The organism is Collinsella sp. AM16-21 (genome assembly GCF_003471905.1).
Lineage (GTDB): Bacteria > Actinomycetota > Coriobacteriia > Coriobacteriales > Coriobacteriaceae > Collinsella.
This window is the reverse complement of sequence record NZ_QRKJ01000006.1, coordinates 83,739-106,059: the sequence shown is the minus strand read 5'-3', so window position 1 is coordinate 106,059 and position 22,321 is coordinate 83,739. Positions and strand designations below refer to the sequence as shown.

At 58.7% G+C, this 22,321-nt stretch carries 19 protein-coding genes; 5 read left to right on the top strand and 14 right to left on the bottom strand.

From position 1 onward, the window contains the following. Positions 1 to 54: 54 nt before the first annotated feature. The 3 genes from dapA to dapD are packed head-to-tail and all read left to right on the top strand — an operon-like array spanning position 55 to position 3,856. Positions 55 to 2,364 (top strand): 4-hydroxy-tetrahydrodipicolinate synthase, encoded by a 2,310-nt coding sequence (dapA, locus tag DW180_RS10465; RefSeq protein WP_118237693.1) that lies wholly within the window; start codon positions 55 to 57, stop codon positions 2,362 to 2,364. Further along, positions 2,357 to 3,097, top strand: a complete 741-nt coding sequence (gene dapB, locus DW180_RS04835; RefSeq protein WP_199569880.1) for a 4-hydroxy-tetrahydrodipicolinate reductase — start codon at positions 2,357 to 2,359, stop codon at positions 3,095 to 3,097. The genes dapA and dapB overlap by 8 nt, the downstream gene beginning before the upstream one ends. A gap of 39 nt (positions 3,098 to 3,136) precedes the next feature. Beyond that, positions 3,137 to 3,856: a 2,3,4,5-tetrahydropyridine-2,6-dicarboxylate N-acetyltransferase gene (gene dapD / locus DW180_RS04830; protein WP_118237691.1), complete on the top strand. Its 720-nt coding sequence runs from the start codon at positions 3,137 to 3,139 to the stop codon at positions 3,854 to 3,856. Positions 3,857 to 4,101: 245 nt separating this feature from the next. On the opposite strand, the gene DW180_RS04825 is transcribed toward dapD, so the two are convergent. From DW180_RS04825 to DW180_RS04775, 11 genes are all read right to left on the bottom strand, one after another. Next, a complete protein-coding gene (locus DW180_RS04825; protein WP_022094136.1) occupies positions 4,102 to 5,106 on the bottom strand; it encodes a nucleoid-associated protein in 1,005 nt (334 codons plus the stop codon). A gap of 111 nt (positions 5,107 to 5,217) precedes the next feature. Then, positions 5,218 to 6,378 carry a DUF2974 domain-containing protein gene (locus DW180_RS04820; protein ID WP_118237689.1) on the bottom strand — a complete coding sequence of 387 codons (1,161 nt, stop codon included), beginning with the start codon at positions 6,376 to 6,378 and terminating at the stop codon, positions 5,218 to 5,220. 114 nt (positions 6,379 to 6,492) lie between these two features. Next, on the bottom strand, positions 6,493 to 7,443 hold the full coding sequence (locus tag DW180_RS04815; protein WP_118237687.1) for an L-lactate dehydrogenase: 951 nt from the start codon (positions 7,441 to 7,443) through the stop codon (positions 6,493 to 6,495). A 201-nt stretch (positions 7,444 to 7,644) separates the two neighbouring features. After that, complete coding sequence (locus DW180_RS04810) at positions 7,645 to 8,808, bottom strand: pyridoxal phosphate-dependent aminotransferase (RefSeq protein ID WP_006234344.1); 1,164 nt, start codon at positions 8,806 to 8,808, stop codon at positions 7,645 to 7,647. 117 nt (positions 8,809 to 8,925) lie between these two features. Then, positions 8,926 to 10,914, bottom strand: a complete 1,989-nt coding sequence (locus DW180_RS04805) for an NAD(+) synthase (RefSeq protein WP_118237685.1) — start codon at positions 10,912 to 10,914, stop codon at positions 8,926 to 8,928. Positions 10,915 to 11,047: 133 nt separating this feature from the next. Continuing rightward, entirely contained in the window at positions 11,048 to 11,326 is a 279-nt protein-coding gene (locus DW180_RS10645) for a DUF4160 domain-containing protein (protein ID WP_117635420.1), read from the bottom strand. Further along, entirely contained in the window at positions 11,319 to 11,576 is a 258-nt protein-coding gene (locus DW180_RS04795; RefSeq protein WP_233545180.1) for a hypothetical protein, read from the bottom strand. The genes DW180_RS10645 and DW180_RS04795 overlap by 8 nt, the downstream gene beginning before the upstream one ends. A 195-nt stretch (positions 11,577 to 11,771) precedes the next feature. Next, on the bottom strand, positions 11,772 to 12,713 hold the full coding sequence (locus DW180_RS04790; protein WP_118237683.1) for an AEC family transporter: 942 nt from the start codon (positions 12,711 to 12,713) through the stop codon (positions 11,772 to 11,774). Between the two features lie 25 nt (positions 12,714 to 12,738). Beyond that, positions 12,739 to 13,950 carry a hypothetical protein gene (locus DW180_RS04785; protein WP_118237681.1) on the bottom strand — a complete coding sequence of 404 codons (1,212 nt, stop codon included), beginning with the start codon at positions 13,948 to 13,950 and terminating at the stop codon, positions 12,739 to 12,741. 118 nt (positions 13,951 to 14,068) lie between these two features. Further along, a complete protein-coding gene (locus tag DW180_RS04780) occupies positions 14,069 to 15,493 on the bottom strand; it encodes a PTS transporter subunit EIIC (protein WP_117635424.1) in 1,425 nt (474 codons plus the stop codon). Positions 15,494 to 15,760: 267 nt separating this feature from the next. Continuing rightward, positions 15,761 to 16,597 (bottom strand): PRD domain-containing protein, encoded by an 837-nt coding sequence (locus DW180_RS04775; protein WP_117655301.1) that lies wholly within the window; start codon positions 16,595 to 16,597, stop codon positions 15,761 to 15,763. A gap of 248 nt (positions 16,598 to 16,845) precedes the next feature. Here DW180_RS04775 and DW180_RS04770 point away from each other — a divergent pair, with 248 nt between their 5' ends. Further along, the gene (locus DW180_RS04770; RefSeq protein WP_118237679.1) at positions 16,846 to 17,808 is read left to right on the top strand and encodes a hypothetical protein; all 963 of its coding nucleotides are present in this window, start codon (positions 16,846 to 16,848) and stop codon (positions 17,806 to 17,808) included. Between the two features lie 140 nt (positions 17,809 to 17,948). After that, positions 17,949 to 19,244 carry a hypothetical protein gene (locus tag DW180_RS04765; protein ID WP_118237677.1) on the top strand — a complete coding sequence of 432 codons (1,296 nt, stop codon included), beginning with the start codon at positions 17,949 to 17,951 and terminating at the stop codon, positions 19,242 to 19,244. 214 nt (positions 19,245 to 19,458) lie between these two features. Here the strand turns inward: DW180_RS04765 and ettA are convergent, their stop codons facing one another. The 3 genes from ettA to DW180_RS04750 all read right to left on the bottom strand — a co-directional run bounded on the left by ettA (position 19,459) and on the right by DW180_RS04750 (position 22,298). Further along, complete coding sequence (gene ettA / locus DW180_RS04760) at positions 19,459 to 21,138, bottom strand: energy-dependent translational throttle protein EttA (RefSeq protein ID WP_055251458.1); 1,680 nt, start codon at positions 21,136 to 21,138, stop codon at positions 19,459 to 19,461. Between the two features lie 184 nt (positions 21,139 to 21,322). After that, positions 21,323 to 22,027, bottom strand: coding sequence for an SdpI family protein (locus DW180_RS04755; RefSeq protein WP_117803847.1), 705 nt, complete (start codon positions 22,025 to 22,027; stop codon positions 21,323 to 21,325). Continuing rightward, positions 22,020 to 22,298, bottom strand: a complete 279-nt coding sequence (locus DW180_RS04750) for an autorepressor SdpR family transcription factor (protein ID WP_022094448.1) — start codon at positions 22,296 to 22,298, stop codon at positions 22,020 to 22,022. Before DW180_RS04750 ends, DW180_RS04755 begins: the two co-directional genes overlap by 8 nt. Positions 22,299 to 22,321: the final 23 nt, after the last annotated feature.

The following is a 22,321-nucleotide window of genomic DNA, read 5'->3' as shown; positions in this document are numbered from 1 at the left end:
CTATGCGGATTCGATGCGCAGATGGCGCCGTCTGGATAGCGAGGTTTACGGGACATGGCATTGACCCCCAACGAGGCATATGCGGCCAAGCAGCCGTTTGTGGACAAGGAGACACTCGAGCATATCGTCGAGCAGTTCCCCACGCCGTTTCATCTATACGACGAGGCGGGCATCCGCCGCAACATGCAAGAAGTGCGCGACGCCTTTGCATGGAACCCGGGCTTTAAGGAATACTTTGCCGTCAAGGCCAACCCCAACCCGGCGCTCATCTCCATTCTCAACGAATACGGCTGCGGCTGCGATTGCTCGAGCTATACCGAGCTCATGATCGCCCGCTCGCTGGGTATCACGGGACACGACATCATGTTCTCGTCCAACGATACGCCGGCTGCCGACTTTGAGCTCGCCGACAAGCTGGGTGCCATCGTCAACTTTGACGACATCAGCCACATCGAGTTCTTTGAGCGTGTTGCGGGACCCATCCCCAAAACGGTCAGCTGCCGCTTTAATCCAGGCGGCCTGTTCCAGCTCTCCAACGGCATCATGGACAACCCGGGCGACTCCAAATATGGCATGACCACCGAGCAGCTCTTCGAGGCCTTCCGCATACTCAAGGCCAAGGGCGCCGAGGACTTTGGCATCCACGCATTCCTTGCCAGCAACACCGTCACCAACGACTACTACCCCAAGCTCGCGCGCATCCTCTTTGAGCTTGCCGTACGTCTGGAGCGCGAGACCGGCGCACACGTCGCCTTCATCAATCTGTCTGGCGGCGTCGGCATCCCCTATCTGCCCGAGCAGCAGGCCAACGACATTCACGCCATCGGCGAGGGGGTGCACGCGGCATACGACGAGATCCTGGTTCCCGCCGGCATGGGCGATGTGGCCATCTGCACCGAGATGGGCCGCTTTATGATGGGCCCCTACGGCTGCCTGGTCACCAAGGCCATCCACGAGAAGCAGATCTACAAGGACTATATCGGCGTGGACGCCAGCGCCGTCGACCTCATTCGTCCCGCCATGTATGGCGCTTACCACCACATCACGGTGATGGGTCAGCCGGACGGTCCCGATAAAACCGCAGCCCCCGTCACGAACACGTACGACATCACGGGTAATCTGTGCGAGAACAATGACAAGTTCGCCATCGATCGTGAGCTGCCGCATATCGACATAGGCGACCTGCTTGTGATCCACGATACCGGCGCACATGGCTACTCCATGGGCTACAACTACAACGGACGCCTGCGCTCCGCCGAGGTCCTACTGCGTCCCGATGGCTCGGCCGACCTCATCCGCCGCGCCGAGCGCCCGGTCGATTACTTTGCCACACTCGACGTGCTGCCGTGCGGCCGAGAGTTGCTGGCCAAATCGCGCGCCGATGCCGCCCGCCGTCGCGCTCAGGACGAGCGCCTAGCAGTCGCCGCCCAATGGAACAAACGCATCCAGATCGCGGAAGCGAAGGAGAAGGACATGGACATCCGCAATCTCGAGGGTTCAATCGTCGCCCTTGTTACGCCGTTTAAAAAGGACGGCAGTGTCGACTTTGACGCGCTCGAGCGCCTTATCGATTTCCACCTGCAAAACGGTACCGACGCCATCCTCACCCTGGGCACCACCGGCGAGAGCGCCACGATGACCGACGACGAGGACAACTCCGTTGTCGCCGCGGTGGTCAAGCAGGTTGCAGGCCGCGTCCCCGTCATCGCCGGCTCGGGCTCCAACTCCACGCAGACCATGCTCACCAAGTCGCTCACCTATCAGGGCCTGGGCGCCGACGGTCTGCTGCTCATCACCCCCTACTACAACAAGTCCAACGAAGAGGGTATCTATCAGCACTTTAAGACCGTCGCCGATGCCGTGGACATCCCCTGCATCCTGTACAACATCCCCGGCCGCTGTGGCTGCGGCATCAGCGAGCGCAACGTAGAGCGCTTGGCCGCGCACCCCAACATCATGGGTATTAAGGAAGCCTCGGGCAACGTCGCCTACGCGGCCAAGATCGCCCACCTGCTGTCAGACGACTTCCGCATGTACTCGGGCGAGGACGCGCTGACCGTGCCGCTCATGAGCCTGGGCGCCTCGGGCACCATCAGCGTGTGGGCAGACGTTCAGCCGCAGCTCGTGCATGACATGTGCCGAGCCTATTTGGACGGTGACGTGGCGCGTGCCCGCGATATCCAAATTGCCGGCCAGCCGCTCATCAATGCCCTCTTTAGTGAGGTCAACCCCATCCCCGTCAAAGAGGCGCTCGCTCAGATGGGTATGATCGAGGCAAACTACCGCATGCCGCTGTGCCCCATGGCCAACGACACGCGCTCTGCACTTACCGATGCCCTGAAGGGAGCTGGTCTGCTTGATTAAGACCGTCATTATGGGAACGGGCCGCATGGGCTCGCTCATCCGCACCACCGCCGAGGGCGTTGTCGACGCCGCCGGTCAACCCGTTTTCGACATCGTCGCCCAGATTGGCTTCGATTTGAGCGAGCTCGAGAACGCACCGGCCGCCGATGTGATTGTCGACTTCTCGAACGTCGTGACCTTCGATGCCGTCGTCGCCTATGTCGAGCGCACGGGCGCGGCGTTGGTCTCGGGCACCACAGGCTACACCCCCGAGCAGATGGACCGTCTGCGTGAGCTGGGCCAGAACACCCGCGTTATGCACTCGGGCAATTACTCCATCGGCATCGCAGCCCTACGTCATCTAGTGACCCAGGCCACGCGTGAGCTGCCCGGCTTTGACTGCGAGATTGTCGAGACTCACCACAACCAAAAGGTCGACGCCCCCAGCGGCACCGCAAAGCTGCTGCTCGACGCCGTAGTCGAGGCCGAGCCCGAGGCAGGCTACCACCCCGTCTATGGCCGCGAGGGCATGTGCGGCGCGCGTGACCCCAAGGAGATCGGCATGCACTCGCTGCGCGGCGGCACCGTCGCCGGCGTGCACGAGGTGAGTTTCTTTGGCCAGGACGAGGAGGTCACGCTCACCCACCGCGCCACGAGCCGTCAGATCTTCGTCAACGGTGCCTTGGCAGCCGCGCAGAAGCTCATCACCCGCGAACCCGGCTTCTACACCTTCGACCAGGTCATGTTCGCCTAACTAGTTATCAACCATACCCCCTCAAAGGAGAGACAGCATATGAGCAACGCAGCCGAGATGGACGCACAGGAGATTATCAACTATATCGCCACCGCGCCCAAAAAGACGCCCGTCAAACTGTACGTGCGCGAGAAGCCGGGCATGAAGGTTGCCTGGGGCGACGCACATGTCTACGGCGGTCGTCGTGGCAAGACCGTCTTTGGCGACTGGGATGAGCTTAAGGCCATCCTGGACGCCAACGCCGATTCCATCGATTACTACGATGTGGAGAACGACTGCCGCAACTCCGCCGTGCCCATGCTCGACCTTAAGGGCATCAACGCCCGCATCGAGCCGGGCGCGATCATCCGCGACCGCGTCGAGATCGGCGACCGTGCCGTCATCATGATGGGTGCCATCATCAACATCGGCTCCGTTATCGGCGAGGGTTCCATGATCGATATGGGCGCCGTGCTGGGCGGTCGCGCCACCGTGGGCAAGAACTGCCACATCGGCGCCGGCACCGTGTTGGCGGGCGTCGTGGAGCCCGCGAGCGCTACGCCCGTCATCATCGAGGACGATGTCATGATCGGCGCTAATGCCGTGGTCCTGGAAGGCGTGCGCGTGGGCAAGGGCGCTGTTGTCGCCGCCGGCGCCGTGTGCGTCGAGGACGTCCCCGCCGGCGCCGTCGTGGCCGGTGTCCCCGCCCGCGTCATCAAGATGCGCGACGAGAAAACCAACAGCAAGACCGGTCTCGAGGAAGATCTGCGCCAGCTTTAATAGTTACGCGGGTTTACCAAACCGCGTAACGGCTCGACGCTGCAAGCGCCCCTAGGCGGCAATCTGACGTTCAATCGTCGGTCGCGTACCAAAGTACGCTTCCTTCCTCTTTCACGTCACCTTGCTCGCCTAGGGGCGCTTTCGCTGACGTAGGCTCAACCCGCAACGTAATTCAGCCCCAAGCAAAAAAGGCCGAAGTCCCGAGGGGCTCCGACCTTTGTTTTTCTGCAGCGTCCAAGCGCAGTTTATCGATTCTCAATTGACCCGATATTCTTGAGCTCGATGGAGATGAGGCCGTTGGGCTCGTTGACGAACTCGATGTACTCGGAATTCGAGCCCATCTCGGCCGGAAAGCTGATCTCGATACCCGTGTCGGTACGGATCTTGTGATTGCGCACCGCCGCACGCTCGACCTGCTTGCGCTCCACGGGCACACGCTCGGGCACCTTCTCTTCGGTCAGCGCCGCACGTACGCTCTCCTTGATGACCGGCTCGTCCTCAAAGACCTCATCGACGATGTCCCAGGGCGGCAGCTCCTCATCGTCCTCAACCTTCTCGGCAACGGCAGCCTTGACCTTAGCAAGCGCCACAGCAGTGTTGGCGCCGTGTTCCTCGGCGACTTCCTCGACCACGCGCGTCACGGTGTCGATGACCTCCTTGCCCGACACGCCCGTATCGCACTGCAGCAGACCGTCGGGAATGAGCATACGGTCTTCGCCGGCAATCTTGCGCTTCTTGTCCACATAGCCGATCTCCATGGTGCTCGCGCGCACGATGGCATAGCTTGGCACCTTTTGGGAAGGATTCGGCAGGATAGCATAGTGGCGTGCGATGTCGTTGCGTACCTCGCCCTCCTCGCGGCCCACCTCGTGCATAAAGGCCTGTTTGGAGCCCAGCAGCATCACGGCAAACCAGCGGGCATCCTCGTCGTCGTCAAAGTCGGCCACGAGCACATCGGTGGACTCGGCTTTTTCGGCCTTGGTAAGCTCGGAGGAAATGAACTCCGCAATCTGCTGCGACAGGTCTACGAACTCGCGCTCGCCAAAGAAATAGCCCTTGAGCTCGCCGCCAAACGCAGAGTTCTCGGCAAACGTGGCGCGCTTATTGTCGGCCGAGGTTCGTGCGCGGCGCAGATGCGTGGTCACAAAGTTGCGCACGGTACGGCTCTCGATATCGAGCTCGCGCTGGCTCATGACGTTGACGGCAGAGTCAAAGTCCAGGATATGCAGAATCGCGTGATTGATTTTCATATACGGCATTCCGTTCTAGATCGATTTCGGCACGAACCAGTATAGCGGTCGAGCCCGCCCCAGGCGCATCGAAGCTTGATGCATCGGGGACAGGTTGCTTTGCACCAATGGTTAGCGCAGGAGCTCGGACTGCCAAGCCTCGAGCTGTTCTGCCAAACTCTTGCCGGCAGCGGGCATGTCAATCTGGGGTCGTTTGGGCAGCAGCGCACATTTTAGGATTGCCGCGATGGTCTGCGAGACAAAGCGTCGCGTATCCTTGTCAAAGCCTTGCGCAGCCTGGAGCATCACGGGCAGGCTCTCGCGCAGATTCCCAGCGATGTCCGCAAACCGCTCAGCACACGTTGCCTCAAACACGGAGAACAACGCATCTACAAAACGCTCGCGCTCGCTAGGTGACACTGCAAGCAACATCTCGCGAATGGAGCCATCAACGTATCGAGCACCGGCGGACAGGCGCTCACAGTACACGAAGTCGCGACCATCAACCACCCAGCTAAAGGGATTATGCTGCAGCAGGCTGAACTCGGTGCTCTCAACGATGGCATAGTCCTCCTGTGTCTCGAACATCATGCCAAAGATCGACGACCGAGGTAGCGTCTTGTCGATTCGACCGGAAATATCGGCAAAGGCGTTGCCGTTCAGAAACTCCTCGACGAAGCCCGGACCATCATGGGAATACACCCGTTCAATTCGCTCACGGGCGACATCGGAGCACATCGCCGCACCGTACACCGCAAGGTTTCCACCCTTGGAATGACCTCCGCACAAAAGTGGCCCGTCAATCGCATCCACCGCCTCGTCCACATAACGCGCCGCGGATTCCTGGGCCGGCACAGGACACCGGAATGCCATGTTAAAGTCCTCTTTCCAGCCCACAATCGTACTGTCGGTCCCCCGGAAGGAAAGATAACTAAACCCCGCCGGAAACCGGAACGCCATGGCTGCAAACTGCTCTGTCGCTACCACATCGCTCACGGCACGATAGCCGCAAACGCGCACGCCACGGTAACGAGGGCTTGCTGCCACGGCCTCCAACAAGGCCCTGCTCCCCTCTGGGTCCCACAAGTCACCAATCATGTCCCGGTAGCACTCGGCACGCAGCAACTCGCGTACGTCTAGGCCCTGCCAGTTCGTCAGCTCCGCCATATCACCCGGCAAACGCAAATAGGACAACCACGCAAAGACCAGGCTATCCACCGCACAGAACCGCTGCTCCTCAAACGGATAAAACGCCGTCTGGGCATAGGTCAAAAAATTAGGCGAATCCGACATGGCCCTCCCATCAACTATGCTGCATTGGGGTCAGGTTACTTTGCACCAAAAAGGCGCCCGGGCCGTGTGGACCCGGACGCCTTCATTGTAGCTTTTCGCTCTAGCGAGCTTGATTTAGCAGGAGAAGTCGACGCTGTCGATGATGTCCTTGAGAGCCTTTGCGGAGGCGGTGAGCTCATGCTGCTCGTCATCGTTCAGCGGCACGGGGACGCGGCAGACAACGCCATCGCGGCCAACGACCGTCGGCATGGAGATGGCAAGATCGGACAGACCGTACTCACCCACCATGAGCGAGGAAACGGGCAGAACAGTCTGCTCGTCGCGCATAACGGCAGTGCAGATGCGCTTGACGGCCATGGCGACGCCGTAGTAGGTGGCGTGCTTCTTCTCGATGATGGTGTAGGCGGAGTTCTTGACATCCTCGGCGATGCGCTTCTCGGCAGCCTCATGCTCCAGATGACCGTGAAGCTCGCAGAAGGTGTTCAGCGGAACGCCGGCAACCTGAGCGCTGGACCAAGCAACGAACTCGGAGTCGCCGTGCTCACCCATGACATAGGCCTGGACATCGCGCGGGTCGACCTCAACGTGGGCACCAAGCATCTGCTGCAAACGACCGGTGTCGAGCACGGTACCGGAACCGATGACGTGGCCCTCGGGCAGGCCGGACATCTTGATGGCGGCGTAGGTCAGAACATCGACCGGGTTGGAGACGATGAGCAGAATGCCGTCGAAGCCGGACTTCTTAATCTCGGGGATAATGGACTTAAAGATGCTGACGTTCTTGTTGACCAGGTCCAGGCGAGTCTCACCGGGCTTCTGGGCAGCACCAGCGGTGACGACGATCATGGCGGCGTCGGCGACATCGGAATAATCGCCGGCGTAGATCTTCATCGGCTCGGCAAACGTCATGCCGTGCGCGATATCCAGGGCCTCACCCTCGGCGCGGTTCTTGTCCACGTCGATGAGGACCATCTCGGAGAACAGACCACTCTGCATCAGCACGAACGCCGAAGACGAACCAACGAAACCGCAGCCGACAATAGCGACCTTCTTCTCGTTAACCATTAGAAACTCCCATCTCTCTCCACAAGCAAGCCGCCCGGGAACGACCCGAGCGGCTTGCCGTAATCCCAATACATCCAATCGGGACTTTGATTATGCTCCTATTCGCAGCCAAAAATCGACCGTTTACCGAAATTGTTTGCAGTATTCGTAAAATAACTGCACGAAATCGGTTTCGAGCTATTGACGAGTCGAAATAGGTTTCTAATACAGGCCCGCCTCGCGAATGGCCTCGACAGCCAAAGCGATCTGATCGGGCGGCAGGACCAGTGCCATACGCACGTGCCCCTCGCCCGAAGGGCCAAAGCTCGCGCCCGGCGTCACCACAACGCCGGCCTTCTCCATGAGCTCCTCGCAAAACGCCATGGAATCGGTGCGACCACCGGGAAGCTTGGCCCACACAAACATAGAGCCATGCGCGTTGGGACGCTCCCAGCCCAGGCCCTCAAGACCGTCGCACAGGGCATCGCGGCGCTCCTGGTACTTCAGACGCTGCGCCTCGACCTCATCGCGCGGACCGTTCAAGCAGGCGATAGCAGCCTTCTGGATCGGGAAGAACATACCAAAGTCGATCTGGCCGCGCAGCTTGGCAAAGGCCGAGACCACATCCTCGCGACCGACCAAAAAGCCGATACGCGCACCGGTGACGTTAAACGACTTGGAGAGCGAGAAGAACTCAACGCCCACCTCGAGCGCGCCGGGATACTGCAAGAAGCTGCCGCCCGGCTCGCCGTCGAACACGATGTCGGAGTATGCGTTGTCGTGAACGATGAGCAGGTCGTGCTCGCGGGCGAAAGCGATGATCTCCTCGTAGACCTCGGGCGTGCCCACCGAGCCCACCGGGTTGGCGGGCAGCGACACAATCATGTACTTGGCACGATCGGCCACCTCGGGATCGATACCCGCCACATAGGGCAGGTAATTGTGCTCCGCCACCAGCGGATAGTACTCGAGCTTGGCATCGGCGATCTTGGCACCTGCCTCAAAGACCGGGTAGCACGGATCGGGAACCAGAATGGTGTCACCCGGATCGAGCAGGGCAAGGCCCAAATGGCCAACGCCCTCCTGCGTGCCGTTGCACGACTGCACCATAGACGGCGTAATGCCCGAAACGCCAAAGCGACGCTCGTAGTAATCGCACACGGCTTGCTTGAGTTCGGGCAGGTCGCGCAGGGCATACTTCCACATCTCGGGGTCCTGGGCCGCTTGCGTGAGCGCCTCGACCACGTGGTCGTACGGCTTAAAGTCGGGCGTGCCCACGCTCATGTTGTAAATGGTCTTGCCCTGAGCCTTCAGCGCAAGCAGTTTGTTGTTGAGCGAGGCGAAGACCTCCGCGCCAAAGCGGTCGAGACGCTGCGATGCCTGCATGGTGCCACCTTTCGATATGAAAAACGCGGCGCTCCGACAAGAGCGCCGCGCGATACGGGCCATCAGATTGCAAAAGTGTAACGCTTGCACCCGCTGTTTTGGTTCAATTTGGCAACCTTAGTCCATCGGATTGAGCGCGTCAATCTGGGCGAGCCACAGGCGCGAGCTGGCGTCACTCGGCATGCGCCAATCGCCGCGCGGGCTGAGCGTGACCGAGCCCACCTTGGGGCCATCGGGCAGGCAGCTGCGCTTAAACTGCTGGGCAAAGAAGCGACGGTAGAACGTGCGTAGCCACGTGTGAATGGTCTTGACGTCGTAGACGCCCTCGAAGCTCTTGAGCGCCATGCGGTAGATCTTGCCCGGCTCAAAGCCAAAACGCAGCAGGTAGTAGAGGAAGTAGTCGTGCAGCTCGTACGGGCCCACCAGGTCCTCAGTCTTCTGCGCAATCTCGCCGTCGCCCGTGGGCGGCAGGAGCTCGGGGGACACCGGCGTATCGAGGATATCGAGCAAGACCTCGGCAATACGCCCGCCAAAGACATCGGCCGCATAGCGCACCAGATGGCGCACAAGCGTCTTGGGCACGCTCGCGTTGACGGCGTACATGCTCATGTGGTCGCCGTTATAGGTAGCCCAGCCGAGCGCCAGCTCCGACAGGTCGCCCGTGCCGATGACAAAACCGCCAGCCTGGTTGGCCAGATCCATCAGAATCTGCGTACGCTCGCGGGCCTGGCTGTTCTCGTAGGTCACGTCCTGCACGGTCGGATCGTGCTCAATGTCCTTGAAGTGCTGCTCCACGGCCGCGTGGATCGAAACCTCGCGGAAACTCACACCCAGGTCGCGAGCAAGCGACTCGGCATTCGACTTGGTGCGATGCGTCGTGCCAAAGCCGGGCATGGACACGGCCGTGATACCGGTGCGCGACAGCCCCAGTGCATCGAAGGCGCGAACTGTCACAAGCAGCGCGAGTGTAGAATCAAGGCCGCCCGAAAGACCGATGACTGCGGCCTTGGTACCCGTATGGGCAAGGCGGGTCTTGAGGCCGGCGGTCTGCAGGTCGAGGATGGTCTCGCAACGCTCGGCCAGGTCGCCATGGTCAGCCGGCACAAAGGGCGCGCGGGGGAAGACACGGTCGATGTCGCAGGCGTTGCGCAGGGCGGGAGCCTCGGAGAGCGTGCCCTCAAAAGAGAACTCAACGGTCGTGGCCTCCGGCGCATCGTCCGCGCGCGTCCACGTCGTCGAGCGACGGCGCTCGGCGACCAGGCGGTCAAGATCGACGTCGGCGATGGCCATGTCGCAGGTAAGCAGTTTGGCCGCGGCGAGCTTGGAGCCGTTTTCGTAGACGAGGTTCTCCCCCGCAAAGACCATGTCGGTCGTTGACTCACCCTCGCTCGCATCGGCGTAGACATAGGCGCAGTACAGGCGCGCACTCTGATTGGAGATAAGGCTGCGGCGGTAGTCTGCCTTACCGATAATCTCATCCGAGGCCGACGGGTTGAGAATCACCGTCGTACCGGCAAGCGCCATCTCGGTCGAAGGGGGTGCCGGCACCCACAGGTCCTCACAGACCTCAACGCCCAGCACCAGGTCCTCGGCGCCTTCATCACAGCAACGGTAGACAAGCCCCGAACCCAGCGGGACCGGACCCTGACCGGCAAATTCAACCCACACGGGATCCGCAGGCGCCGGAGCAAACCAACGGCGCTCATAGAACTCGCCATAGTTGGGCAAATACTTCTTGGCCGTGAGGCCCAAAAGCTCGCCCGCGCAGCACACGGCGGCGCAGTTGTAGATATTCTCGGCAACTGCAACGGGAAGACCGATGGTAAAGACGACCGGCAACTCACGGGTTTCATCGAGGATGTGCACAAGTGCGGTCTCGCAGGCATGCAGTAATGTGCGGTTATGGAACAGATCAGCCGCGGTATAACCAGTCAGGTTAAGCTCGGGCAGCACGAGCGCACGAACGCCGCGCTCGGTAGCCTCGCGAACAGCCGCCAGCGCAACCTCGGCATTGCCCTCAACATCGGCCACGCGAATCTTGGGCGAGGCCGCTGCCAGGCGCAAAAAACCGTCGTTATCAACTTGACCGTTTAGAAAATCGTTCATGCGAGCTCCAGCACATCCGTTAGCCGCAACGAGCGGCGGCGATATAGTCCGCCTCCATTGTACTGTCAAGTTCAATCAGCACAGATGGGACAAGCTCATGATTAAAATTGGAAAAGAGAAGCCGGGATGACGTTTAGCAGTAGAACGAGATCTCGTCCACAAGGAAAAATGCCTTCCATTTAGAGCAAATCAATTCATGCTGAGCGGCGATGATTTCACAGAGGTCATCAAGCGTGCTCCGGGGGATCTTCGCTTTGTTATTAGCGACAATGCAGCCACCTCTTCGAGTCAGCCAGATTTTGGCCGAGTTATCTGAAGGCGCCCCCTTGCAAACATGGACATGGATTGGCTCGCCCGCTTCATTGGACCAAAAGAAGACCCGATAGCCGCCAATAAGAAAAAGGCTAGGCAACTTTAGCTCCTCCGTTTGCGGCGTAGCGATACAGCAGATGGGCGTTATTGCCCAGAAAAGTCTCAAAACCTCGCTTCTCCTCGTCGGTAAAACGCCCCTCCCACATGGTCCAATTGTAAGAAGGCAGCTCGCAACGAGCGGAGTCGAAACCCTCTGCCGTCGGTCGTTCAAAATGCACGATGACCTTTTCGATATCGCCATCTGTGATCAGGTCAGAATGAATGACCTCGGTACCATCTTCGAATGTCATATACGGGTACATCACGTAAACCACCTCGCAATCATTAATTCAGTTTAGCATCAAGCTAGTGCACCAATGATAGCAAGCCCCCTTGATGAGTTGATGGCATCTGTTGCCAGCACGATCGACGGCGGTCCGGATTGTTGGGCCCCGGCCATAATCGACCGCCACGAAGCGTTCATCCGCAGGTGCATGGCATAGCGCCTAGAACACTAGCTGAGACAAGGACACTATCGCTGGCATAGTGAACATAGACAGAAGGGTGGTAACACAGACTGTTCCACATGCATATCGATAGTCCTTATTATGCTGCTGGGCAAAGATGGCTACATTCGCGCCGGTGGGGGTCGCAGCCGCAATCAGCAGCGCCATCTTAATTGACCTATCACATGGAAAGAGACATAGGAACAGGAGCGAAAGAATCGGAATAACAAGCAGCCTGACCGATGAGACGGCAAACAAGCTTTTCGCCCTCAGGAGCGCCATCAAATCAGACTGAGCAAGATAGATACCGAGAGTCATCATTGCTAGCGGAGTGTTGAGCCCCGAGATATACGAAAGCACTGACTGTGCCAGAGGGACCGTTGGGACACGAAGGATAAAAATCAAGAAACCGCCCAATAAAGCCATGACCATTGGACTTGTCAGGATCGCTTTAGGACTCATACATTTTTTAGACCCCGACAGCAGATACTGCCCGTATGTCCATTGCATGGCATTGAGAAGAGCGATCGTGCACGTGATGAAAAACACGGCATCTTTTCCAAGCGCCGCTTCAACAAGGGGTATTCCCACAAATCCAGCATTCGAGAATGCCGCAGCAAAAATGTCGATGGGACGGCCCCTGAACAACAGGCGGGCAACAACGCAAGCGAGCAACAACATCGCCGCCGACAGCATTAAGGTCATTCCCAACTCATACATCCTCTGAAACGAATACTCGATCCAAAATGATTTGAGAATGATTGCGGGAATCACAAGGTTGATGAGCAACTTTCCGAATTCTATTGCAGCCTGCTCGCTCAATATGCCCAAGCGGTTTAGAGCGTAGCCCATTCCCATGAGCAAAAACATGATAAGGACTTGTTGGATGAGAGGTTCAATGATTGACACAATACATGCTCCGTATAATCCTGACCGGTTCATCTACCACGATGGTCTATAGCGCCTGCTATAGCGCGGCACCGACCGCCTGAATGATTCGCGCAACGAACGCATCGGCAACCCCGCGCGGCGTTCGCGAGTTGTAGGTTTCAAAATACTTGCCGTAGTCTTCCTGAGGCACAAGGTAGTTGCAGTACGTGTTCGCATAGCCGATAACAAAGACGTTGTATTGGCTAAACGCCCTCTTAAAATCCAAGCCTAATGTGCTACACGTATCGCATGGCATCGTGATAAAAATGCAGTTACCAATTACCGCAAACTGGCTCGGAAGCTCAAGCTCGATTTTCCCCATCGAGAGCTTAAGCTGTTGCCGCTTAAGGAGAAAGTCTCGCATCGGGCTCGCATCCATAGCCTCTATCCGATTGGTCATCTCGATCCAATCCGGATCTGTTTTTGCATCGTAGACACTCTTCATGCTGATAGAGCCCCAACGCGGAGTATCAACTCTGAGTGCCGCGCGCTCACGCTTGGATTCGATTTGAGCGCAAAGTTCGTTAGCCGTACGCTCGAGTTCGGCAACTCCCTCCCCTTGCCGATAGAAACGCGTCGACACATCCCCGCACGTTCCGTTGACGCAAAGTACAGGACAGCCATATTTCCTCTCCAAACGCTGCCTGACATGCCCAATCAAATCAGCAGAGAGGACGGCGCTTTTCCCATTAAGGATGGTAGGATGAGCGGACATGAACAGCATTTTTCCAATTGGGCGACCACCTTGAGCGTCCTCAAACGAGAAAATACTTACCTGTTTATCGGCCGGACCGCCCTGAACATTTCGATTCCCGTACAGTCCCTCGATGCCTAACATCTCCATCGATACGGTCGCCTTCGACCTGGACGCCCATGCAGATACCGCCGCCTCGGTAGCCAAGCCAATCAAATCACTCGTCAATTCGGTTTCAGGTAACGTGTCCTCGTAGGCAAGCTTAAAATAGCATGGTGCAGAATGGGTATGAATGCATGCGACGACGATATTGCTCGAATCGATGCCCGTTTTTGACGATACGGCGTTCTTGACCGAAAGGGAAAAATCTTTCGACACCATCATTGAATCGAGCTCGATAAGAATAAACGGGACAAGATCAACACAGACAGCGCTAGCGTTGACCTCAATAGGATCAAGAACATCCGTCCAGGCACCTTTTCTGTTGTAGCCGCCCATGCGGCAAGGAGACTGGGGTGTTACGTCAATCTTCGAGATTCCAAACTCTATGTTCATTCCAACTCCAACTCTTCGCGGCACACGCCGCCCAAACATCGGAAATAGAAATACAAAAAGAGAAGGGCGTCATGGACGCCCTTCCAATGCGTCCTGCCACACGCAGGCCGTAGAAAACTTAACGCTCGGAAACGGGACCATTCTCGAGCTCATCCGCCGTAAAGCCCAGGAAATACGTGCCCAAGGCGCTCACAAGGAAGCCTGCACCAGCAGCGATTCCAAAGTTGATGAGATTCTGGGTCCCGCCGCCCGCAAACGCGAGGAACTCCAAGAAGTTAGATGCCGCGCCGGCAGTATAAACCGTGGCTCCGAGAGCGATTGCAAGCGCACCGGCAACAAAGGATCCGATAATCTTCCAGACAAACACGCGGCGATAGCGCAGCATCATGCCGTAGATGAAAGGCTCGCCGACGCCTCCGACAATGTTTGCGACCAAATAGCCGAATGCCATGCTCTTCTCGTCTTTATCGCACAGCTTGAGCCAGGTCGCCACCTCGCAGCCGAAGGTCGCCCAAAGGCTAACGCCCGTCGCAACCAAAACAAAGCTGTCGGTTCCCACAGTCATATAGTTAGCGATGGCAATCATCGCAACCGCCACATGCATGCCGGTAATAATCATTGGGCACCAAAGACCCGCCAGAATACCTCCTCCGAGAATGGCGGCGATACCACCGGAAGTACCAAGGAACTCAAAACCGGCGGCGAGGGCATTACCGGCCCATGAACCAACAGGGGCGAGAGCGCAGAGAGACACAGGAACAGCGACGACCATGGTAAGGAAAGGCGCGAAAACCGTTGAAAGGGTATCTGGCACATATTTGCGGAAGAAGCGCTCGATATAACTCATCGCCCACACGGACAGAAGAATGGGAAGGACCGTCTTTGTGTAGTTTGCGGCGACGCAGGGAATGCCATAAACGGAGAACTGAGCTCCATCGGTCGCAAGCTGAATCATGGTCGGGTCGATAAGAATGCCGCCCATAAAGGCACCGAGGACAGGCGTTACGCCAATGTTCTTAGCCGCATTATAGCCAAGGTAGATGGGGATAAAATAGAACGCTGCGTCATAAACCATGTTCATCAGAACATAAAGGTCGCTTGTGTCGGACAGCACGCCCGCCATCGTAGGTCCCAGCACCACCGCTACGGTCTTGAACAGGCCAGCACACATTAGGACGGGGATCATAGGCACCATGGAGCTTGACAGGTAGTTGAGGATGTTATTGCCAATAACCTTAGGTGTGAGCTTCTGCTTAGGAGCATCAAGGTTCTCGTCGATGGCGTCCTGCTTGGCAAAGCCGCCGATCTTGCAGAGCTCGTCATAAACCTTGGGCACGTTTTGGCCCACGATTACCTGGAACTGCCCTCCGGAGATTTGAGCACCCAACACACCGCCAATCTTCTTCACTTCTTTGATATCGGGGGCATCGATATCTTTGAGGTTAAAACGCAGGCGCGTCATACAGTGCGCAACAAACGTCACGTTCTCCTTGCCACCGACGGCCTCGAGCACGTCCGCGGCGATTTTCTTATTGTCAGTCATAGCTGAACTCCCTTGCTTTTCTGTCTTCCCGTTTGCGCACACGCGAAGAACCGATTACGGCAGGCCTGACACGAGGCAAATCGAGAAAAGCAAGAAGAAGACAAAAACAGAAGAGCCCCAAAGCACAAAGCGGACAGGGAACTGTCTACGTCATGCTTCGAGGCTCTTCTCGAATAACACCTTATGTGACTATGAAACTACATCCAACAGTTGCTTTTACGAAAGTCGAAACCGGCCAACGGTCAAACTTCAGCGGCGAGCGGTCGATTAGGACCTAGATCCCGCGCAGACGCGATTGACGTGGAGCATCAGGTAGACCTTCTCTTCATCGGCGAGCCCGGCGTCAAAGCGCTCTTCGATAAGCGCGGCCATGCGGTCGACGCACACGGCCACGTCGGGATGCTGCTCGCAGAGCGGTCCGTAAAGCGCGCCGTTCTCCGTGTTGAGGGGCTCTCCTGTCTGCACGCGTTCTAACAGGTAGCGCACGTGCGTGGCATAACGGCAAAAGTCAAAGCCGTCGCGGTCCACGCAAACCCCCAGCTCGGATTCGATAATCTTGGTGAAGCTCTCGAGCATCACCTCGTCCTTACGCACCGTATTGGATTTGGCCTTTGAAGACGAGGCGACCACGCTGTTGACGATACAGAGCGCGATACCGCTCGCCTCCCCCCGCGGCATCTTGACGTTGAAGCCGCGATTGATGCCCTCGATCGCGAACTTGGCGATCTTGTACTCAATGGGGTACATCTGCTGCACATCATAGGAGAGCGGCATCTGCACAAACATATGCTCGCGGCAGCGTTTGATGGCAAAGGCGATATGGTCAGCCATGGTAAAGGGAAGGTTTGCCGAGAGCTCGCGCGAGATGTTGGAGCGAGCGATATCGGCAATCTGGGCGGAGAACTCCATCACCTGAGGATCGATCTCGTCGAGCAGCGCTAGGTAGCGCGAGTCGACACCGTAGAAGGTTCGCTCGATCTTATCGAGTGTGACCTCATCGGGGCCATTGGGAAACCCGATACCGCGGCCAATTGCCACGAGTTCACGGCCCTTGGCGTTTACGCAGATAACCGTATTGTTGTTGATCCGCTTAAGGATTTTCATGACGCTCCCTACCCGGCGCAAGCAACAGCGCCGCGAGCCCGATTATTCCACGGGATTTCAAATCCGGTCAACCTTCCTTTCGACATCCGAACGATTCGCCCCGTCTTCATTCGATCAGCCTGAGAAGAAATTTCGCGCTTTGGTGAGTTGATGGTGTTGCGGGCGAATCCATCTCCGGTTCACACCGACTGGGTACCCTGAGGGCTGAACAACCTGTCGCAGCACTAAACGAACCGGAAGGACCCCGTATGACGACTGAATATACCGACGCGCCGCGCACGCGCGTCATGACGCCGGCATCGCTCAACAACGGCGTGCACGAGAACCATTCCATCGGACAGACCATGGCCATCGCACCCAAAAAGGGCCTGTTTGACGACATTTCCATTCCCCAGATCATCGCCGGCGCCGCAGCTGCCGCCACGAGCGTCGCGCTTGCCTCCAAGATTGGTATCGCTGGTTCAGTAATTGGCGCCGCCGTGAGCTCGGTCATCACCGTTGTGTCCTCGCAGGTCTACCGCCACTTTATCTCTGCCAGCGCCGAAGCAATCAAGGGCACGCATGCCGCTGTCGACTACCCTGCCGGCGCCTACGAGCCCGTTGAACCCGATGTCGAGGAGCACCTAGGTGGCGCCGCGACCACGCAGGAAATGCGCCAGGTTGCGGGACGCGCGACCACGGCGCGCGTCGCCCCTAACAGTCTGCGCGCCAAGGCGGCGGCAGAGCGCAGCCAGACGCAAAAGAAGGTCATCGTCTTCTCGATCGCCATCGCCATCGTCGCGGTCATCGCCTGTACCGGCGCCATCCTTATTACCACCGCCGGTGAGGGTCTGGGCGAGCGCCCCGAGCCAATCCTTTCGTCGCGCACGACCGAGAGCGATGCAAATGGCAACACCCAGTCGCAAGATCAGCAGGCACAGGCGGACGGCACGCAAGACAGTTCTACCTCAGCCGATTCGTCCTCGAACACCCAAAGCCAATCGCAGGGCACCGATTCCTCTACGGCCAACAGTGGCGCGCCGTCCGGCACGACCGACTCAAGCCAAACGACTGACGGTTCGCAGCCGAGCACGGGCGGCCAGACGAGCGACACCGCTTCGGGAACGGGCACAGCAGACAGCAGCAACACCAACAGCTCGAACAGCTCGAGCGGAACCGCGTCCGGCACGGCATCTGACAACTCGAGCCAAGGCACGGCATCGGGCAACTAAGCACATTTGCCTCTCATAGATAACCGACCTGTACAACGGGCGCGAATCGAAAGCGGTTCGCGCCCGTTTGCCTTGGGCGCCGCCATGGCGAACGCTATGCGATGGTAAGATGCTTTACATGTGTAAAGAGGAGATTTGCCATGAGCAAGACAATAGTTAGGCCCACGCTTTCGCTGGGCAACCACATCTATCTGTATCGCCTGCTGCGCGACGCGATTGGGTGCGGCAAGCAAACGTTTATGACACAGGTCGAGGAGGCGCTCGCCGCCGGCGACATGACCGCTTATGACCTGGGCTTTGAGTCCACGCGTGAGCTGCTCGAGGAGCTCGACGACTGCATTAAGCTGACCGTCTTTAAGGGCGGTCGCCTGTATGCCACCGTCATCGCCAACGAGGCTTGGGATGCCGCCCTTGCCAAGGGCGAGGACAAGCCCAAGGCAGCCAAGGGAGCCAAGCAGTCCTACAAAAAGAAAAAGCGCGGCGAGAAGGACCTCAAGGCCGTGCGTCCCAAGCACGTTAAACATCCCAAGCCAGAAACCATGGTTGAAGCCGTGCCGGAGCCCGAGCCCGAGGCAGAGATCGAAGTCGCTATTGAGGTAACAGCAGAAACCGAAATCACCGCCACGACCGATCCCGAAGTCATATCTGAGCAGGAAACCACTGCGGAGCTCAACGAAGCTCCCAAGTCGACAACCGAAGAAGCCGCTGACCAGCCCGAGACGTCTGCATTCCAAAACAGCGATGTCTTTGGTGACAAGGCCGAGGACGATCAGTCCGACGAGCCCGCAGATCAAGACGCTACCGAGTCGACGCCGGAGCCCGAGGCACCGCAGCCCGCCATCTCGCTCACGGTCGTCTATGACCCCGAGAACGCAAACGCCGGCATCACCACCATGGCATCCACGCCGGTCGAGACAAAGCCGAGCATCGAGAATCAGAGCGCTCCGCAAGTCGAGTTCGACACCGCGACCGCAGACGCACCTGCCATCGTCGAGCCCGCAGATTCCGCGGCGATGCCGAAAGCGGACACCGAATCAGTACTCGGCGCCGAACCCGCGCCCGTCATCGAGGTGACGCCCGTCAATGAGCAGGCCTTCGCACCGACGATGGTACCGGCCCTCGCACCCGTAGCGCCCGCCATCCCCGAGGACTTCCCCGTCGATTTCGCAACCGAGGTCTTCTGCCCCGGTCCGTTGCTACACCAGCTGTCGACCTATCTCCCCTACGGCGCCGACACCCTCGGCATCGTCGGCGAGTACTACTGGATCGCCCGCGAGCGCGGTACCATCGAGGCCGCGCGAAACCGCGCAAGCTTCCCCCTGCGCTACACGCAGGCCGGCGAGCGCCACGAAGTTACCGTGCGCGTCCGCCGCAACACCACCGGTGGCCTCGGATCCACCTGGGCCATCGATAAAGTCGAAGAACCCGAGCAGTAACGACAAACGGCTCAAATCCAAATCAGGATTTGAGCCGTTTTTATTTGTTGATGTTGCGTAACCAACAGCGAGCGGGCCGCAAGTGCCCCAGGTTGCCGTGAAAGAGGAGCGACGCGTACTTCGGTACGCGAGCGACGGCTTGAACGGCAAGATGGGGTGCTTGCGACCCGCGCAGCGTCGAGCAGTTACGCGGTTTGGAAAACCGCGTAACGATCTAGTCGCGCGTCAGCTTACGGTGGATACGATGCGGCTGGGCCGCGTCCTCGCCCAGGCGCTCGATGCGGTTGGCCTGATAGGCCTCGAAGTTGCCCTCGAACCAATACCAGTTGCCCGGGTTCTCGTCGGTGCCTTCCCACGCCAGAATGTGCGTGGCGACGCGGTCCAGGAACATACGGTCATGGCTAATGACCACCGAGCAGCCCGGGAACTCGAGCAGCGCCGCTTCGAGCGAGGACAGCGTCTCGACGTCGAGGTCGTTCGTAGGCTCGTCGAGGAGCAGCAGGTTGCCGCCCTGCTTGAGCGTGAGCGCCAGGTTCAGACGGTTGCGCTCGCCACCGGAAAGTACGCCAGCGCGCTTCTGCTGGTCCTGGCCCTTAAAGCCAAAGCTCGCCACATAAGCGCGGCTCGGAACCTCGGTCTCGCCGACCATCATGTGGTCCAGGCCGTCCGAGACGACCTCCCATAGGTTCTTATCGGGGTCGATGCCGGAACGGTTCTGGTCGACATAGGAGATCTTGACGGTCTCGCCCACCTCAAGCTCGCCCGAAGTCAGCGGCTCCAGACCCACAATCGTCTTGAACAGCGTGGTCTTACCGACACCGTTGGGGCCGATGACGCCCACGATGCCGTTGCGCGGCAGGGTGAACGAAAGGTCATCGATGAGCACGCGGCCATCGAACTCCTTGTGCAGATGATGGGCCTCGAGCACCTTGTTGCCCAAACGCGGGCCCACAGGGATGCGGATGTCGGTCCAGTCGAGCTTCTGGCTTGCGCGGGCCTCGGCCTCCATCTCCTCGTAGCGAGCCAGACGGGCCTTGTTCTTTGCCTGGCGAGCCTTGGGAGAGCTGCGCACCCACTCGAGCTCGGCCTCCATGCGCTTGGCGAGCTTGGCGTCACGATTGCCCTGTGCCTCGATACGCGCGGCCTTGGTCTCCAGATACGTGGAGTAGTTGCCCTTGTAGGGATAAAGGTGACCGCGGTCGACCTCGCAGATCCACTCGGCAACGTTATCCAGGAAGTAGCGATCGTGCGTGACGGCAAGCACCGCGCCCTGGTAGTTGTGCAGGAAGTGCTCGAGCCACAGGATCGACTCGGCGTCCAGGTGGTTCGTGGGCTCGTCGAGCAGCAGCAGGTCGGGAGCCTCGAGCAGCAGCTTGCACAGGGCCACGCGACGGCGCTCGCCGCCGGAAAGCACGTTGACCGGCATGTCGGAATCGGGCAGCTGCAGGGCGTCCATGGCCTGGCCGAGCTTGGAATCGATATCCCAGCCATCGGCGGCATCGATCTCGTCCTGGAGCTTGCCCATCTCGGCCATGAGGGCATCCATGTCGCAATCCGGGTCGCACATCTCCTCGCCGATCTTGTTGAAGCGATCGACCTTGGCGATCATATCGCCAAACGCCATGCGCACGTTCTCGATGACGGTCTTGTCATCGTCGAGCGGCGGCTCCTGCTGCAGGATGCCCACGGTGTAGCCGGGGGTGAGCCTGGCATCGCCGTTGGAGACCTCCTCGATGCCGGCCATGATCTTGAGCAGGGTCGACTTGCCCATGCCGTTGGGACCCACGACGCCGATCTTGGCACCGGGGTAGAAGCTCAGGGTCACGTCGTCAAGGATCACCTTGTCGCCATGGGCCTTGCGAGCCTGATACATCTGGTAGATAAACTCCGCCATATGTCTGTTCTATCCTTTCTACCTGCTGTTTCCCTATTCTTGATTCGCTTTAGTGGAAACGAAATGAGGGAACCAGCTCTGAAACGTAACGAAAAAGGGGCATGGTTGCCCACACCCCCTAATACTACCTGGGAAAAGTCCCCCGGAACATACTATGAACTGCGTACGCTAGTTTTCCGCAACCTTAACGAGCGGCTCGCTGCGATTTGCGCCACAACAGATACGAGTAGACGTAGACGGCTCCAACCGAACCAAACGCCAGAACCGCAATCACCGCGGCGACGACTTCACTCGAAAGCACGCTGCCTGCCACGCCCATCACAATCAGGCCAATACCCAGCACCATAAAGCAGGCGCCGCCAAAACGCTGCGTACGGCGCCAGTTCTCGGGATCGGCAAGCGCCCAAGGTGTCTTGATACCGAGCGTATAGTTCTGCTTCACACGCGGCAAGTAGTTGCCTACGCCGATGAACAGCAAACCGACAACACCGGAAATCAGCACGTTAACCGAACCGACCGCCGGCACCACGCCCCAGACCGTAAGCTCTCCCAGCCAGCTTATGGCGCACATGAACAAGGTGAAGGCGATTACGAAGCCCTGATAGAACTTGCCCGAGGTTCGATATGCCTCACCTTTGGGGTCGATGCGCGGCACCACGCAGAACATTGCGAGAAGCGCCAGAGGCAGCACGCCGAGCGCGGAGGCCATCCAGCTAGGACCCCAACCGTCGACGGCGCCGTTCGCGCCCCAGTGCGTGGGAATCTGCGCAGGCAAGCTCGGCATCACCATGAGGTGCGCTACGACATTGGCGACGCACAGAGCGACCAGCACAATCCACACGCGCGACGATACCCCCGTGGGGTGAATGCCCTTGTTTTCGTTATTCATCCTTATCACCTTCCGTGTTTGTAAAGCCCATAAACCAGCCAATTAAATCCTGCATGACGGTGGTGTTTAAGCTGTATACGATGTTTTGGCCATGGCGCTCGTCGGTCACCAACCCGGCGTTTTTGAGCGTCGCCAAGTGATGGCTTAGCGACGGCTTACTGATATCGAAATGCTCGGCAAGCTCCCCCGCCGTGCAATTGCCCTCGCGCAGCAACTCCAAAATGCGCCGTCGCGTTGGATCGGCAAGCGCCTTAAAACCCTCTCCCGGCATAAGACCTCCTCTCATCATCTCTC

Bases quoted from the DNA above. Each gene is read 5' to 3' on its own strand.
- dapA (WP_118237693.1), top strand. From the start codon at position 55: ATGGCATTGACCCCCAACGAGGCATATGCGGCCAAGCAGCCGTTTGTG.
- dapD (WP_118237691.1), top strand. From the start codon at position 3,137: ATGAGCAACGCAGCCGAGATGGACGCACAGGAGATTATCAACTATATC.
- DW180_RS04825 (WP_022094136.1), bottom strand. From the start codon at position 5,106: ATGAAAATCAATCACGCGATTCTGCATATCCTGGACTTTGACTCTGCC.
- DW180_RS04820 (WP_118237689.1), bottom strand. From the start codon at position 6,378: ATGTCGGATTCGCCTAATTTTTTGACCTATGCCCAGACGGCGTTTTAT.
- DW180_RS04815 (WP_118237687.1), bottom strand. From the start codon at position 7,443: ATGGTTAACGAGAAGAAGGTCGCTATTGTCGGCTGCGGTTTCGTTGGT.
- DW180_RS04810 (WP_006234344.1), bottom strand. From the start codon at position 8,808: ATGCAGGCATCGCAGCGTCTCGACCGCTTTGGCGCGGAGGTCTTCGCC.
- DW180_RS04805 (WP_118237685.1), bottom strand. From the start codon at position 10,914: ATGAACGATTTTCTAAACGGTCAAGTTGATAACGACGGTTTTTTGCGC.
- DW180_RS04795 (WP_233545180.1), bottom strand. From the start codon at position 11,576: ATGACATTCGAAGATGGTACCGAGGTCATTCATTCTGACCTGATCACA.
- DW180_RS04790 (WP_118237683.1), bottom strand. From the start codon at position 12,713: ATGAACCGGTCAGGATTATACGGAGCATGTATTGTGTCAATCATTGAA.
- DW180_RS04785 (WP_118237681.1), bottom strand. From the start codon at position 13,950: ATGAACATAGAGTTTGGAATCTCGAAGATTGACGTAACACCCCAGTCT.
- DW180_RS04780 (WP_117635424.1), bottom strand. From the start codon at position 15,493: ATGACTGACAATAAGAAAATCGCCGCGGACGTGCTCGAGGCCGTCGGT.
- DW180_RS04775 (WP_117655301.1), bottom strand. From the start codon at position 16,597: ATGAAAATCCTTAAGCGGATCAACAACAATACGGTTATCTGCGTAAAC.
- DW180_RS04770 (WP_118237679.1), top strand. From the start codon at position 16,846: ATGACGACTGAATATACCGACGCGCCGCGCACGCGCGTCATGACGCCG.
- DW180_RS04765 (WP_118237677.1), top strand. From the start codon at position 17,949: ATGAGCAAGACAATAGTTAGGCCCACGCTTTCGCTGGGCAACCACATC.
- ettA (WP_055251458.1), bottom strand. From the start codon at position 21,138: ATGGCGGAGTTTATCTACCAGATGTATCAGGCTCGCAAGGCCCATGGC.
- DW180_RS04755 (WP_117803847.1), bottom strand. From the start codon at position 22,027: ATGAATAACGAAAACAAGGGCATTCACCCCACGGGGGTATCGTCGCGC.
- DW180_RS04750 (WP_022094448.1), bottom strand. From the start codon at position 22,298: ATGCCGGGAGAGGGTTTTAAGGCGCTTGCCGATCCAACGCGACGGCGC.